This is a genomic window from Candidatus Contubernalis alkalaceticus, assembly GCF_022558445.1.
GTDB classification, from domain to species: domain Bacteria; phylum Bacillota; class Dethiobacteria; order SKNC01; family SKNC01; genus Contubernalis; species Contubernalis alkaliaceticus.
The window spans coordinates 302,911-316,557 of record NZ_CP054699.1; the positions used below are offsets into that span (position 1 = coordinate 302,911).

The following is a 13,647-nucleotide window of genomic DNA, read 5'->3' on the forward strand; positions in this document are numbered from 1 at the left end:
ATTTAGACGAAATAAAAAAAGAATTAAGGGGGTGTTAAGAAGTTAATATAAAAAAGTTGAACATAGTATGATTATACTTATATTAAGAAGGGAGCAAACAAGAATGTACAAAAAAGCTTTAATATTATTTTTAGTTTGTATAATGGTTTTTTCTTTTGCAGCCTGTAGTAATGATACTGATGCGCCGGCAGAGACAGAAACGGAGGAAAATGCTGCAGCAGCAGAAGAAGAAGTGGAGGATGTAAAGGATTATAAAATTGGATTAGTAACCCCGGCCATATCCGTCAGTGAGGATGAATTCAGGGGTGGAGAGAGAGTGGTTGAAAAGTACCCTGATATAGTCAAACATCTGGTGCTGCCTGAAAACTTTACGGCAGAGCAGGAGACAGCCATTGCTCAAATTACCAGCCTGGCGGATGATGAGTCAGTAAAGGCCATTGTTATCGCCACTGGATACTCGGGGATTCTTCCGGCTGTTCAAAAGGTTAAAGAGGTCAGGCCGGATATGATCGTTATTACTGCACCTATTTGGGATGATCCTGATGCAATGGCCAACTATATTGACCTCTGCCTGGATACCGACTGGCTGAGGAGAGGAGATACTATTGCTCAAAAAGCTTATGATATGGGAGCCAAAACCTATATTCACTATTCCTTTCCTACTCATATGTCCAAAGAATTAATTGCCAATCGACATGGTAAGATGAAAGAAACAGCAGAGCGCCTGGGAATGGAATTTGTGGAATTGATGACTCCTGACCCCCATGGTGGTGACAGTTATTCTGCTATGGTTCAGTTTCTTAATGAAGATATCCCCCGGCAGATTGATAAGTACGGGGAGGATACCAACATTTTTGGTACCAACTGTTCCATGCAGGATGTAATTATTGCCAAAGCCTTAGAATTGGGCTATATTATGGCAGAGCAGTGCTGTCCTACTCCCACTCAAGGTTTCCCTGCTGCAATGGGTTTGGAAATTGGGCCCGAGGAAGCCGGAGATTTTGATGTAATCAATGAAATGATTAAACAGAAAGCAGCAGAAGCAGGAGCAACGGGAAGGCTTTCCACCTGGCCTATAGCCGTGGGTTACTTCCTACCGGAATTTGCCGTGGAAGTAGCTATTAGAATGGTAGAAGGGGAAGTGGAAGTGGCAGATCTTTCTCAGGAGCTTTTGGAGGAGATTGGGGAAGAAGTGGCAGGTGTAAGTGTATATTTTAATAAAATGAAACCGGAACTGGACAACTATTTTCTAATGATTATGGATTCGATTTTCTATTAATCTCTAGAGAATGAAACATCAATACGCCGGGCACAGCATATGTGCCCGGCGTAAAAAGGAGAAGCATCATGGTCCTTAAACTTCATAATGTCTCTAAAAAATTTGGTAATCATGAAGTTTTAAAATCTGTAAATTTTGAAGTCAAAGCCGGGGAAATCCATGGGCTGGTAGGAGAAAATGGTGCCGGGAAAAGTACTCTTTTAGGTATATTATTCGGAAGCGCAAACATTACCGGAACCGGGGGTTATTCTGGCAGAATATTTATTTCAGGGCGCCAGGCATTTATAAAAAATTCAAGCCAGGCTGTATTGCAGGGTATTGGAATGGTGCACCAGGAATTTGCTTTGATTCCTTACATGACTGTGGTGGAAAATGTAAATATGGCACGGGAGAAGGTTGTGCCTTTCAGCAGAAAATTGATGGGTGAGAGCCTGGCCTATATTGACCGCAGGGAGAACCACCGTTCGGCAGAAAAGGTTTTTATGAAGTTGGGGATAAAAATTGATACGGGATTGAAGGCCGTAGACTTATCAGTTAATCTCAGGCAGTTTGTAGAGATTGCCAGAGAAATTAATAAAGAAGACTTAAAAGTCCTGGTCCTGGACGAGCCTACGTCAGCACTTACGGAGGAAGAAACCAGGATTTTTTTTGATGTAGTGAAAGAACTGGCAGCCAGGGGTACGGCAGTAATGTTTGTATCTCATAGGCTGGAGGAAGTAACCTACCTCTGTGAAAATATTACGGTGATGAGAGATGGGGAAATAGTGGCAGTGTACAAAAAAAATGAATTCAACATACAGAAAATTGCCCTGGACATGGTGGGGAAAAACATAAAAAAGGCCAGAAAAAGAAAGAAGCACAGGGGAATTGGCAGCCAGGTAGTTATGGAGCTGGAAAACTTTTTTGTGGATATGCCGGGAGAAAACTTAAAAGGGGTAAATCTGGAAATTTTCCAGGGGGAAATCCTGGGGCTTGCAGGGCTTTCCGGACATGGCAAGCTGGCTATAGGAAGTGGAATAATGGGTTTATATCCCTTCTCTGGTAGAGTAATGATGAATGGAATACCCCTGAACCTTCTGGATAATCGGGAGGTAATGAGAAAGGGAATATTTTACCTTCCTGATGACCGCAGGCATGCCGGGCTGCTTCTGGAACATTCCGTTCTGGAAAATATTATTTTTACCAGCGTTCATTTGAAAGAACGTTTTCTTAAGTCCTTTATCTTCAATTCTTTAAGTCTTTTGGACAAAAAAGAAAGCTCTAAATTTGCTGTAGAAATGGTAAACTATTTGGATATTCGCTGTAGAAGTGTTGATCAGAAAGTAAAATTATTAAGTGGAGGTAATCAACAGAAGGTATGCCTGGCCAGGGCGTTATCCATGGAACCTCAAATATTATTTATATCAGAACCTACTCGGGGGGTTGATGTAGGGGCGAAAGAAATTATTTTGGAAACCATTTTAAATATAAATAAAGAAACGGGTGCTACCATTGTAATCGCCTCTAGTGAACTGGGGGAACTTAAGCGTATTTGTGACAGAATTGTAGTCATGTATGAGGGTCGGGTGTCTAATATCTTTTCCCCTGATCAGGACGAGGTCCAATTTGCATTGGCTTTTTCCGGAGAGAAGGTGGTTCCCGGATGAATAATATGAGAACAAATTTGTTAAATAATATTCCCCAACTATTTATAAGTACTTTTCTGGTGGTGATGGTGATTGTTGCGGGATTTATAGATATCCCCGTTGGTGGTTTAATCAGTGATTCGTTAGTTCGGCTGGTAATGAACGGAGTGCTGGTGCTGTCTATGGTACCCATGCTTAATGCCGGACTGGGCATTAACTATGGTTTGCCGGTGGGTATTGTTGCCGGTCTCTTAGGAATGAGCATCGCAGTTAATTTTAATTTTTTTGGTATTTTCGGGTTTTTGGGGTCCATTATTATATCACTGCCTATTGCTGTATTATTTGGTATGTTATATGCAAAAATTTTAGAAGCAGTTAAGGGAAGGGAAGAAATAGCCGGCATTTTTATTGGCTTTTCGTTGATTTATTTGATGAGTTTCTTTTGGGCTGTAGCGCCCTTTACGAACCCTCAGATGCTGTATCCCATAGGTGGTCAGGGTATGCGACCTACCATTGGCCTGAGTAACTTTTTTGGAAAATCATTGAATGAGCTGTGGCTTCTCAATATTAGAAGTTTAACTCTTCCCTTGGGAATGTTGATTTTTTTTGTTCTTCTTTGTCTATTGGTTTATTTATTTTTTAAGACCAAAGTAGGGATGGCCATTACAGCCGTAGGGGAAAATGAAACCTTTGCCCGTTTGTCCGGAATTGATATTCGAAAAATGAGGACTCTGGCGGTAATTATTTCTACAGTACTGGGAGCAGCGGGAATTTGTGTATATGCTCAAAGTTACGGTTTCCTGGAACTGTACAATGCTCCGCTTATGATGGCTTTTCCTGCCGCCTCCGCTGTCCTCATCGGAGGAGCCCGGAGAGGGAGAACTACTGTCTTGCAGGTGGTGGCAGGCGCTTTTCTATTTCAGTCTATATATGTGTTCTCCACGCCCCTGGCCAACAGGCTGATGGTGCCGGAGGCTTCAGAAATAATGAGGGTAATGATTACTAACATGGTAATCCTATACGCCCTGCTGTATGAAGGGGGGAGAGCAAAAATTGAAAAAAATTAATACTGTATCCCTTATATTTTTGGTTTTAGCTGTTATAGGCTGGTGTTATTCCGGTTTGAGCTTGAATTTTTTGATGAATGAAATTCTAACCCGTTTTATTAGAAATGGACTAATTGTGCTGGCGCTGCTTCTTCCCATTGCTGCAGGGATGGGGTTAAATTTTGCTGTGGTTATAGGGGCTCTCTGCGCCCAGGTGGGATTTATATTGGTTATCAACTGGCAGGTTTATGGTATGCCCGGACTGTTATTAGCGGTAATGGTATCAACGTTGCTGTCCCTTGTTATGGGTTATTTTATCGGGTTGGGATTAAACCGGGTTCGGGGCAGGGAAATGATAACTACCATTATAATAGGTTTTTTAGGGGTCAGTTTGTATCAATTGATATTCATGGTAGGTTTTGGAACTTTCATAACACCCGGGAATCCAGATATTATCTTGACTAGAGGTATAGGGGTCAGGGATATGGTGGATCTTGCCCCTTTCCGAAATATTATGGAGGATATATGGCTGTTAGAAATTGGGATGATTAAAATATCTGTATTTATGATTCTTTTTATATTATTATTCTGTATGTTAATATCTTATCTTATGAACACCCGGCTGGGGCAGCAGTTTAAAGCGGTGGGAGAAGATAGTGACAGGGCGGAGATGCTGGGCTTAAATGTAAATGCTCTTCGAATTAAGGCTATGATAATATCCACAGTAATTGCCTGTCTGGGACAGATATTTTACGTCCAAAATATAGGTATGCTTGGTGTTTACTCGGCCCATAAAAATTCAGAAATTTTTTCCTGTGCTGCATTACTGGCCGGTGGAGCCACTATCAAGAAAGCCAGTGTCTGGAATGTTATTTTTGGAATATTCCTGTTTCATTCCCTAATTGTGGTTTCTCCCCATGCTGGACAAAAAATATTGGGAAATCCTGCCCTGGGAGAATATTTCCGCAGTTTTTTGGCTTACGGCACTATTGCCGCAGCTTTGATTATAAATATCAAAAGAGACCTTTGGAAAGAAAAGAAAAATTCAGCAACGGGTAACTTTGTAAATAGCAATTCTATTTGCGAAGGTTTGAAATTAACTTATACAAAAGTAGTCCACCGTATTTATGGGAAAACACCGATATAGAACTTACAAAAGAAATATTTGTATCATTAGGCCATAGCGTTGTGTAATAGTATTTATGTTAAGTAAGTTTTTCTTAAAGTTGCATAACAAATAGAGGCATCTGCTAAAATAAAACATAACAAAACGTAATATCATTTATAAAGGATAATTTAAAAAAATTGTCGAAATTAGCAATTATATTATTTGCTCTTTTAGTTTTCTATAAGAGACCCCGAAAAAGAAAAGTATTTAAGACTATTAAATAAGATTATTGAGAAAAGGAAGGAATAAATGATAAATCTTAGTGAAGATTACCTGACTGACGTAGAAGAACATAATTTGGATTTGACCCGCGCTAGAAAAGCCAAAGGGGACAAGGTAGTTGGAGTCTATTGTGCCTTTACTCCCAAGGAGCTGATTGCTGCTGCCGGAGGAATTCCGGTGTCCCTCTGCGGCTCTTCCGATGAACCCATTCCCGCCGCTGAACAGCATCTTCCTCGAAATATTTGTCCCCTGGTTAAGTCCAGCTATGGATTTGCTCTTACGGATACCTGCCCCAACTTTCATTTTTCCGATTTCCTGGTGGCGGATGCTACCTGTGATGGCAAGAAAAAAATGTACGAACTCTTGGGCCGGATGAAACCCCTGCATCTTTTGCAGCTCCCCCAAAGGGCTGATACTGAAAGTGCTTTCCAATACTGGTTGAGTGAAATACGGCAGTTAAAAACGGTTTTAGAAAACTGGCTGGCAATAGAAATAACTGATGAAAAGCTTCTGGAAGCTGTGAAATTATATAACCGCTGCCGCCAGGTAACCAGTAAGATATTTGAGTTGAACAAAGGAGGACAGACTTTTCTCACCGGAAAGGAAATCAGTACTGCTACCGATGACGGAGGCTTTCAGGTGGACCTTTCCAGCCATATTACCAGGATGGAAAAAGTGATTCAATGGGCTAAAAAACGGGGTGGGCTGGAACCTCGCTCCAGAATTCTTTTAACCGGGTCCCCTACAACCTGTAAAAAGGTTTTAAATATTATTGAGGAGACAGCGTATGTGACAGCTATGGAAAACTGTGGGGGATTAAAGACAGTGGGGCAGCTGGTGGAAGAGGAGGGAGACCGTCTAGAAGCCCTGGCCCGTAAGTATTTAAATATATCTTGTTCCTGCATGTCCCCCAACCTGGGAAGATATGGGCTGCTGGAGGAGATTGTAAAAGATTACCACATTGATGGGGTTATTGACCTTACCTGGCAGGCCTGTCACACCTATAACGTAGAGTCCTTTTCCGTAGGGGAATTTATCCGTGACAGGCTGGGCGTACCTTTCTTACAGATTGAAACTGATTACTCCGAATCCGATGCGGGGTGGATCAAAGTTAGGGTTGAAGCTTTTTTGGAAATGCTTTAATCGTTGAGAAGGGAAGGATAAATATCCATGGTGGACGATTATTTAAATAAACTGGTTGAAGCAGTAGTAAATATGGAGCTGGATATTATTGTTCCGCTTTGTCACGAGACACTGGAAAAAGGTATAAGCGGTGAAGATGCAATAATAAACGGTCTTTTTAAGGGAATGGAAGAAGTGAATAGGCTTTATGCTGAGGGAGAGTATTTTGTTCCAGAGGTGGTAGTGTGCGCAGATACCATGTATGTAGGGCTGGAAGTGCTGAAGCCACATTGTAAAACCGGGGCAAAAAAAGTGGGGAAAGTGGTCATAGGTACGGTGGAGGGAGACACTCATGATATTGGGAAAAACATCGTGGCTATGATGCTGGAAGCCGCGGGTTTTGACATATATGATTTGGGTAGAAATGTGCCTCTTACCTATTTTGTGGATAAAACCCTGGAAGTGGATGCAGATGTTATTGCCTTGTCTTCACTGCTGACCACGACCATGAGGGGAATGAAAAGGGTAATTGAGGAGGTAAAAAAACGGAGTCCTGAACGGAAAAGATATGTATTAATAGGTGGAGCCCCGGTATCTGCAGATTATGCAAAGTTAATCAATGCGGACGGTTATGCTCCCAATGCTTATGAAGCAGTGCATACGGTGAGAGAGCTTTTAAATCTTGGTGCAGGAGGTGTTGATTGATGCGCCTCATAGATTATATGAAGAAACATGACAGGCCCATAATTTTCCCATGGATGGGGTGTGCTGGATTACAGCTGACCTCCTATACCCTTTACGATGTATACAAATCACCGGAAAAACAGCTGGAATTGGCCCGGTTAATGGATAAAGAGTTCAGTGCAGATTTTGTTTATCCTCAAGATGACGGGATCATATTCTGTGAGACTTTGGGGCTCCCTCTTTTGAAACCTGACTATGATTTCCCCAGTGTCTTAGAAAACCCCATTAAAAATATTGAGGATTTGCGAAAGCTAAAAGTTCCCCAACCATACAAAAACCTCAGGATGTCCACAAACCTGGAGGCATTAAAAAAGATTGGGGATCATTTTGATAAACCCCTGGCTATTTCTTTGATGGGCCCCTTTACCCTGGCTGTAGAACTGGTAGGCGCTTCAGATTTCGTTAGGGCGGTTATACTAAATCCTGATTTTATTAATGAGATATTGGAATTTACTAATGAAGTAGTTAAGGGTTATGCCCGGGAGACTATTAAAGCAGGAGTTAAATTTATGTGTATCAGTGAACCTACCGGAGTAATTTTATCTCCATCACGTTTTGAGGAACTGGTAGCTTCAAGATTAAGAAATTTCTTTGCGGACATGGATGTTTGGAAGGTGGTCCATGTATGCGGAGACACTTCACATTTAATAGACAGCCTAATAAACTGTGGAGCAGAGGCTTTGAGCCTGGACCAGGTAATGGACATGCCCACGGCTGCTTCAAGGGTACCGAAGGAAATGGTAGTTATGGGAAATATTGACCCTATACACGTCCTTTTCGACATGGCTCCTCAGGAAGTTAAGGTTGAAACATTGAAGCTCTTAAAAAAGATGAAAAACCATTCAAATTTCATGCTATCTTTCGGCTGTGACTGTGTTCCTGGTACACCAGTGGAAAATTTGAAGGCGGTTATGGAGGCAGGGCATACTCCATTTTCAAAGTTATAGTCTCCTTCGCTGGCTAATCTTTAGGCGGCCATAATAGTGGTATGAACACCAATATAAATTTAGGAAGAGGTTGTTTTGTTATATGAATAAAGGAAAAGAAGACAATCCTCCTTTACTAGAAACCAGGGGTTTATACAAGTCATTCGGACATGTGAAAGCCTTAAATGGTGTAGACTTAAAGATATTTGAAGGCCAGGTATTAGCTATTGTAGGGGATAACGGAGCTGGAAAGACCACTCTAATAAAGCTGTTGTCGGGAGCCATGGTTCCTGATGGGGGAGAAATAATAGTAAGGTCAGAAGTATTTAAAAGGTTGTCTCCTTCCAAGGCAATTCAATTGGGGATTTCCACAGTGTATCAAGACTTGGCTCTTGTAAACAGTCTGGACATTGTCAGCAACATATTTTTAGGGAGGGAAGAAATTTCAGGTAAATTTTTTTTAAATAAGAAGAAAATGAAAAAGGAAGCCAGCAAATTATTAGATAGCTTGCAAATTGATATTCCTCTTTTAAAATTGCCGGTATCATATCTTTCCGGGGGACAAAGGCAGGCTATTGCAGTATCCCGGGCTATCAACCAGGGGGGCAAAATAATAATATTTGATGAACCTACTGCTGCAATGGGCATAAGGGAATCTGCCAGGATTCTAAAGCTTATAAAAAAACTGGGAGAAAAGGGATTTGCTGTAATCGTAATAAGCCATAACCTTCACCAGGTATTTGAAATATCTGATAGGATATGTGTGCTGAGACAGGGACAAGTTGTGGAGGATTTTATAACCAGGAATACTCATCCTGATGAAATAATCCATGTGATTACTGGGTCAGACCAGTACTATTTAAAAAGAAACGGAGAAGTGCCAAGCAATTTTTGAAAAACGATTATTTTTCAGGAGATGAAAATGAGTAGAATAAGTCTTATACAATATGTCAAAAAACAAAATAGAAGATTAATTTTTCCTTGGATGGGCACTATCGGGTTAAGGTTAACAGGGTATAGGTTATATGATGTCTACAATTCTCCTAAAAAGCAGTTGGAAGTAGCAATAGCCATGGATGAAAAATTTCAGGCAGACTTCATTTATCCTATGGATGATGGGCTTTTGTTTTGCGAAGCTATGAAATTACCTTTACTTAAACACAATTATGACTTTCCCAGTGTTATAGATAATCCTGTTAAGTCCAGAGAACAACTATTAAGAATGGTGGTCCCTGATCCTTACCATAATAAGAGAATGGTTACAAATTTAAAATCACTTAAGCTGTTAGCAAGTCATTTTACTAAACCATTAGGGGTCATATTGCAGGGGCCATTTACTTTAGCTGTGGAAATGGTCGGGGCAATGGATATATGTAGGAGTATAATTAAGCAGCCGAGTTTTATAGAAGAAGTGCTTAAGTTTACTTATCAAACAGTAAACAGGTATGCCCAGGCTTGTGTAGATGCCGGAGTGCAGCTGGTAAGTTTTAGTGAACCTTCGGGCGTTATTCTTTCTCCCCATGTATATGAGCAATTAGTTTGTTTTAACTTAAAAAAGCTATATCATTCCCTTAATGCGTGGAAGGTGCTCCATGTATGCGGGAATACCAATCATTTACTAGATAAAATGCTAACTACGGAGGTTGAGGGTATAAGCCTGGACCAGTTAATGGATTTACCAACTATTGCTGCTAAGGTACCTGAAAACATAGTTTTAATTGGTAATGTTGACCCCATTGAAGTTTTGATGTTAATGAAACCTGAGGAAGTAAGAGAAACTACCTTAAATTTATTGAGAAAAATGAAAAGTTTTTCTAACTATATACTATCCTTTGGGTGTACCTGTGCACCTGATACGCCCATAGATAATATCTGTGCTTTTATGGAGGCTGGGCGTACGAACAATGTTGATTTGTAAGTTTTGAAGGGGGTGTATAAAAAGGTCGCAATAAATATTAGTTTTATAATTTATTAAAAGGGGGATAAAACAAATTGAAAAAAATAATCGTTTTTCTAACAGTTTTAGTTTTCATGTTTGTAACATTGATGGGATGTGGTAATGATCAGGCGCTGCCAGGTAATGATGATGCTTCACCCGGTAATGGTGAGGAAGAAATACACATTGCGTATACTACCATGGACCTGGGGAATCCGTATTTTATACAAGTTGTTAAAGGTATGGAAGACAAAGCTGATGAACTTGGTATTAAGTTGACAGTTCACGATGGGAAAAATGATCCTATAATACAGGTGGATGCTGTGGAGAATTTTATAGTACAAAAGGTAGACGCTATTATAATTAGCGCTAATGATCAGTCTGCCCTGCAGCCCATGGTGTATAAGGGAGAAGAGGCAGGTATCCCAGTTATCAGTGCCAATGTGCCCTTGGAAGACACTTATGCACATTTTGATTTAGTTCAATATGATTATGGTTTTATGGGAGGTCAAATTGCAGGTCAATGGATTAAAGATAATTTGGGAGGAGAAGCAGAGGTGGCAGTGTTGGGCTACCCATCTATTCCATTGGTTATTGAAAGATCTGAAGGGATTAAAGACGGAATTCATTCTATCGCACCAAATGCAAAAATTGTTTCTGAACAAGAAGCATATACTACCGAAATGGGAATGAATGTGACTGAATCTATTCTACAGGCTCACCCAAATGTTAAAGTTATTGCAGGCATCAGTGATGTAGGTATTTTAGGAGCGTACGAAGCAGTTAAGGCAGCGGGTAAAGATACCGAAGATTTTTGTTTAGTAGGTTTAGACGCTACTCCTGAAGCCATTGATAAGATTAAAGAAAATGGTATTTATAAAGGCACTGTGGACATTGAGCCGTATGAAACGGGGCGGTTAATTATTGAAACTACTTTAGAAATTATTAAGAATGGCAATAGAATAGAAGAAATGATTAAATTTCCTATGTCACCTGTTACAAAAGACAACATTGGCGATTATTAAAATTGTTAATTGGGGAGGCCTTGTTTTAACAGGCTTCTCCTTTTTAATTCTTAACCTTAAGGAGTTTTAGATGGATCGCTATTATATGAGGGAAATTATAACTAAATATGGCCTTCTAGTGGTTTTGGTTTTGCTGGTTATGTTTTTTTCCAATAGAACCGAAGTTTTTTTAACTCTGCCAAATTTCATTAATATTTTGAGGCAAGTTTCTATTATGGGGATTGTTTCTGTGGGAATGGCCTTTGTTCTTATATCAGGCGGCATAGACCTGTCCGTCGGTTCGATTATTGGAGTATCGTCTGTTTTAGCTGCTACGTTAATGGTCAATGGGGTTAATATTCCTACTGCTTTTTTGGCAACTCTTATTGCTGGAGTATTGATAGGGTTATTTAACGGATTAATGATTAATAATGTTAAGATTCCTCCCTTAATTACCACGTTGGGGAGTATGACTATATTCAGGGGTGCAGCCTACATTATCACAGGTGGCTTACCGGTATATGGATTTTCTGCAGTATCTTTTTCCTTCTTAGGTCAAGGATATATAAATATTATTCCAGTTCCAGTTTTAGTTATGGCAGCAGTATTTCTTTCAGGTTTTATAGTATTGTATACTACCAGATTTGGACGGTATGTACATGCCATAGGGGGTAACGAAACAGCCTCTGAATTGTCTGGCATTCCTGTAAAAAAAATAAAATATTTTGTTTATGCCATTTCGGGTTTTCTGGCTTCTCTTGCCGGCCTTGTTCTTCTATCCAGGATAAATAGTGGACAGCCCAATGCCGGTCAGGGATACGAACTGGATATTGTAACAGCAGTTGTTTTGGGAGGCGTAAGTATTTACGGAGGAGAAGGTAGACTAAGTGGCGTGTTGTCAGGTATTTTAATCATGGGAATTTTAACAAATGGAATGATTCTTATGAATGTAAATGAATATTACCAGCTGGTCGTAAAAGGAGCGGTACTGCTGGCTGCAGTGGGAACGGACGTTTATATAAGCAATATGGAAATAAAGGATGAATCAGTGGTAAAGGGTCAGAATTAGCCTTTTCCCCTCTATTATGGATGCAAGCGATTACCCTAAATTACATGTTTTTTTAATTACATTTATACCTGCTGGGTGGAAATCGTAAGTTCTGGATTCCGGTTTTCCAAAAAAGAGTTTATGTCCAAAATATAGGAAGCTGTAAAGGGAGAGAAGAAATTGCCGGTATTTTTGTGGGATTTTAATTAATATAGGTTAGGGAAAACTACTGTCCTGGCATTGATAACTATAACCTGTAGAAATAGTGATGAGTTCCTGGCATAACAAACAGTAATAGTAACTATAAAGGATAATTCAAAAATATGTCGAAAAATATAAGTGATTACCCGCATAAAAAAGTAAAACCGTCAGTTATTTTAAGATTACGGAACAAGATTTTTTAACAAATTTATATGGCAATTGATATTACCATCTGGTCTAGTACAAAGGGATTAAAACCATGAATCATACAAATAAGTCTGAAAAAAAATTGCCCGGTGTAAAAAACACCGGTTTTGGCAGAGTTAAGGTTGTACCCTTGGGAGGGGTGTTTTCTGCCGCCATTTCAGGGTTAAGCACCAGGGAGTATTATTTAAACCCGGAAAAGGCTTTCAAAGCACAGGTTTGGGCGGCAGAATTAATAAAACATGATGCAGTTCCCTCCTTTAGTATTCCTGACTATGCAGGATGGGACTTTGGGGGAGAATTGTTTTTTCCGGAAACCCCACCCTGCTCCCTCCCACACCTGGTAAAACGGCCTGTAAACATGGAGGAGGATGTTTACAACCTTCAGGTACCGGATATTTTAAATACTCCTGCCACAGGGAGGAAGCTTGCTTTTGCCAGAATCTCAAAAAAAATGGGTTATACTACATCGATACCCGGTGGTTCTCCCCTGGGTATAGTGGGTTCTTTGTTGGGTGGAGAGCTAATGTTACGCTGGATGGTTAAAAAGCCGGAACTGATACATCAGCTTTTGAGGATTTCTACAGATTATCTTTATAAAATATCAGAGGTATTTATTTCTGAAGTGGGTCTGGAGTCCTGCACGCTGGCAAGCTCATTTCCCTGGGAGTCCAACACCTTGTGTTCTCCTCATTTTTTTGAAAAGTTTAGCCTTCCCTATGTAATAGAACTGCATGAACATTTTTTAAAACTAGGTATGAAAAAGTGGTCCATTCATCTTTGTGGAGACCACAGGAAAAACTTGATTATTTGGAAAAATTCTATTCCCCTGCCCCCCAAAGTTTTGTTTACTATGGGAGATGACATGAATTTGGAACATGCAGCAAAAGCTCTGGGAGAGCAGCATGCATTTGGGGGGAATATATCCTGTACACTTTTGCAAACCGGCACTCCTGACCAGGTATATGAAAAATGTAAAGATATAATCAAAAAAGTTGGATATTTACCGGGTGGGTTTGTGTTGATGCCGGCCTGTACAATTTCTCCTCTGACTCCCCCGGCAAACGTATATGCCATGGTGAAAGCTGCCGGGGATTTGACAGGACAGGCATAGTAAACGTA

The 13,647-nt window shown here is 40.2% G+C and carries 12 protein-coding genes; all 12 read left to right on the forward strand.

Annotation, left to right across the window (positions count from 1 at the left end):
* Positions 1-103: 103 nt before the first annotated feature.
* Positions 104-1,279: a DUF3798 domain-containing protein gene (locus HUE98_RS01395; protein WP_241422113.1), complete on the forward strand. Its 1,176-nt coding sequence runs from the start codon at positions 104-106 to the stop codon at positions 1,277-1,279.
* Positions 1,280-1,347: 68 nt separating this feature from the next.
* Complete coding sequence (locus HUE98_RS01400) at positions 1,348-2,925, forward strand: sugar ABC transporter ATP-binding protein (protein WP_241422114.1); 1,578 nt, start codon at positions 1,348-1,350, stop codon at positions 2,923-2,925.
* Positions 2,922-3,971 carry an ABC transporter permease subunit gene (locus HUE98_RS01405; protein ID WP_241422115.1) on the forward strand — a complete coding sequence of 350 codons (1,050 nt, stop codon included), beginning with the start codon at positions 2,922-2,924 and terminating at the stop codon, positions 3,969-3,971. The genes HUE98_RS01400 and HUE98_RS01405 overlap by 4 nt, the downstream gene beginning before the upstream one ends.
* Positions 3,958-5,097: an ABC transporter permease subunit gene (locus tag HUE98_RS01410; protein WP_241422116.1), complete on the forward strand. Its 1,140-nt coding sequence runs from the start codon at positions 3,958-3,960 to the stop codon at positions 5,095-5,097. The genes HUE98_RS01405 and HUE98_RS01410 overlap by 14 nt, the downstream gene beginning before the upstream one ends.
* A 270-nt stretch (positions 5,098-5,367) precedes the next feature.
* Entirely contained in the window at positions 5,368-6,483 is a 1,116-nt protein-coding gene (locus tag HUE98_RS01415) for a double-cubane-cluster-containing anaerobic reductase (protein ID WP_241422117.1), read from the forward strand.
* Positions 6,484-6,510: 27 nt separating this feature from the next.
* Entirely contained in the window at positions 6,511-7,167 is a 657-nt protein-coding gene (locus tag HUE98_RS01420) for a corrinoid protein (protein ID WP_241422118.1), read from the forward strand.
* Entirely contained in the window at positions 7,167-8,153 is a 987-nt protein-coding gene (locus tag HUE98_RS01425) for a uroporphyrinogen decarboxylase family protein (RefSeq protein WP_241422119.1), read from the forward strand. The genes HUE98_RS01420 and HUE98_RS01425 overlap by 1 nt, the downstream gene beginning before the upstream one ends.
* A gap of 82 nt (positions 8,154-8,235) precedes the next feature.
* Positions 8,236-9,027 (forward strand): ATP-binding cassette domain-containing protein, encoded by a 792-nt coding sequence (locus tag HUE98_RS01430; protein ID WP_241422120.1) that lies wholly within the window; start codon positions 8,236-8,238, stop codon positions 9,025-9,027.
* Between the two features lie 27 nt (positions 9,028-9,054).
* Positions 9,055-10,050: a uroporphyrinogen decarboxylase family protein gene (locus tag HUE98_RS01435; protein WP_241422121.1), complete on the forward strand. Its 996-nt coding sequence runs from the start codon at positions 9,055-9,057 to the stop codon at positions 10,048-10,050.
* 74 nt (positions 10,051-10,124) lie between these two features.
* On the forward strand, positions 10,125-11,093 hold the full coding sequence (locus HUE98_RS01440; protein WP_241422122.1) for a sugar ABC transporter substrate-binding protein: 969 nt from the start codon (positions 10,125-10,127) through the stop codon (positions 11,091-11,093).
* 70 nt (positions 11,094-11,163) lie between these two features.
* Complete coding sequence (locus HUE98_RS01445; RefSeq protein WP_241422123.1) at positions 11,164-12,141, forward strand: ABC transporter permease; 978 nt, start codon at positions 11,164-11,166, stop codon at positions 12,139-12,141.
* Positions 12,142-12,580: 439 nt separating this feature from the next.
* Positions 12,581-13,639, forward strand: coding sequence for a uroporphyrinogen decarboxylase family protein (locus tag HUE98_RS01450; protein ID WP_241422124.1), 1,059 nt, complete (start codon positions 12,581-12,583; stop codon positions 13,637-13,639).
* The last annotated feature ends 8 nt before the right edge of the window (positions 13,640-13,647 follow it).

What these genes read in the sequence shown, in the direction of transcription:
- HUE98_RS01430 (WP_241422120.1), top strand. Translation starts at nt 8,236, where the DNA reads ATGAATAAAGGAAAAGAAGACAATCCTCCTTTACTAGAAACCAGGGGT.
- HUE98_RS01425 (WP_241422119.1), top strand. Translation starts at nt 7,167, where the DNA reads ATGCGCCTCATAGATTATATGAAGAAACATGACAGGCCCATAATTTTC.
- HUE98_RS01415 (WP_241422117.1), top strand. Translation starts at nt 5,368, where the DNA reads ATGATAAATCTTAGTGAAGATTACCTGACTGACGTAGAAGAACATAAT.
- HUE98_RS01445 (WP_241422123.1), top strand. Translation starts at nt 11,164, where the DNA reads ATGGATCGCTATTATATGAGGGAAATTATAACTAAATATGGCCTTCTA.
- HUE98_RS01450 (WP_241422124.1), top strand. Translation starts at nt 12,581, where the DNA reads ATGAATCATACAAATAAGTCTGAAAAAAAATTGCCCGGTGTAAAAAAC.
- HUE98_RS01435 (WP_241422121.1), top strand. Translation starts at nt 9,055, where the DNA reads ATGAGTAGAATAAGTCTTATACAATATGTCAAAAAACAAAATAGAAGA.
- HUE98_RS01400 (WP_241422114.1), top strand. Translation starts at nt 1,348, where the DNA reads ATGGTCCTTAAACTTCATAATGTCTCTAAAAAATTTGGTAATCATGAA.
- HUE98_RS01395 (WP_241422113.1), top strand. Translation starts at nt 104, where the DNA reads ATGTACAAAAAAGCTTTAATATTATTTTTAGTTTGTATAATGGTTTTT.
- HUE98_RS01405 (WP_241422115.1), top strand. Translation starts at nt 2,922, where the DNA reads ATGAATAATATGAGAACAAATTTGTTAAATAATATTCCCCAACTATTT.
- HUE98_RS01420 (WP_241422118.1), top strand. Translation starts at nt 6,511, where the DNA reads ATGGTGGACGATTATTTAAATAAACTGGTTGAAGCAGTAGTAAATATG.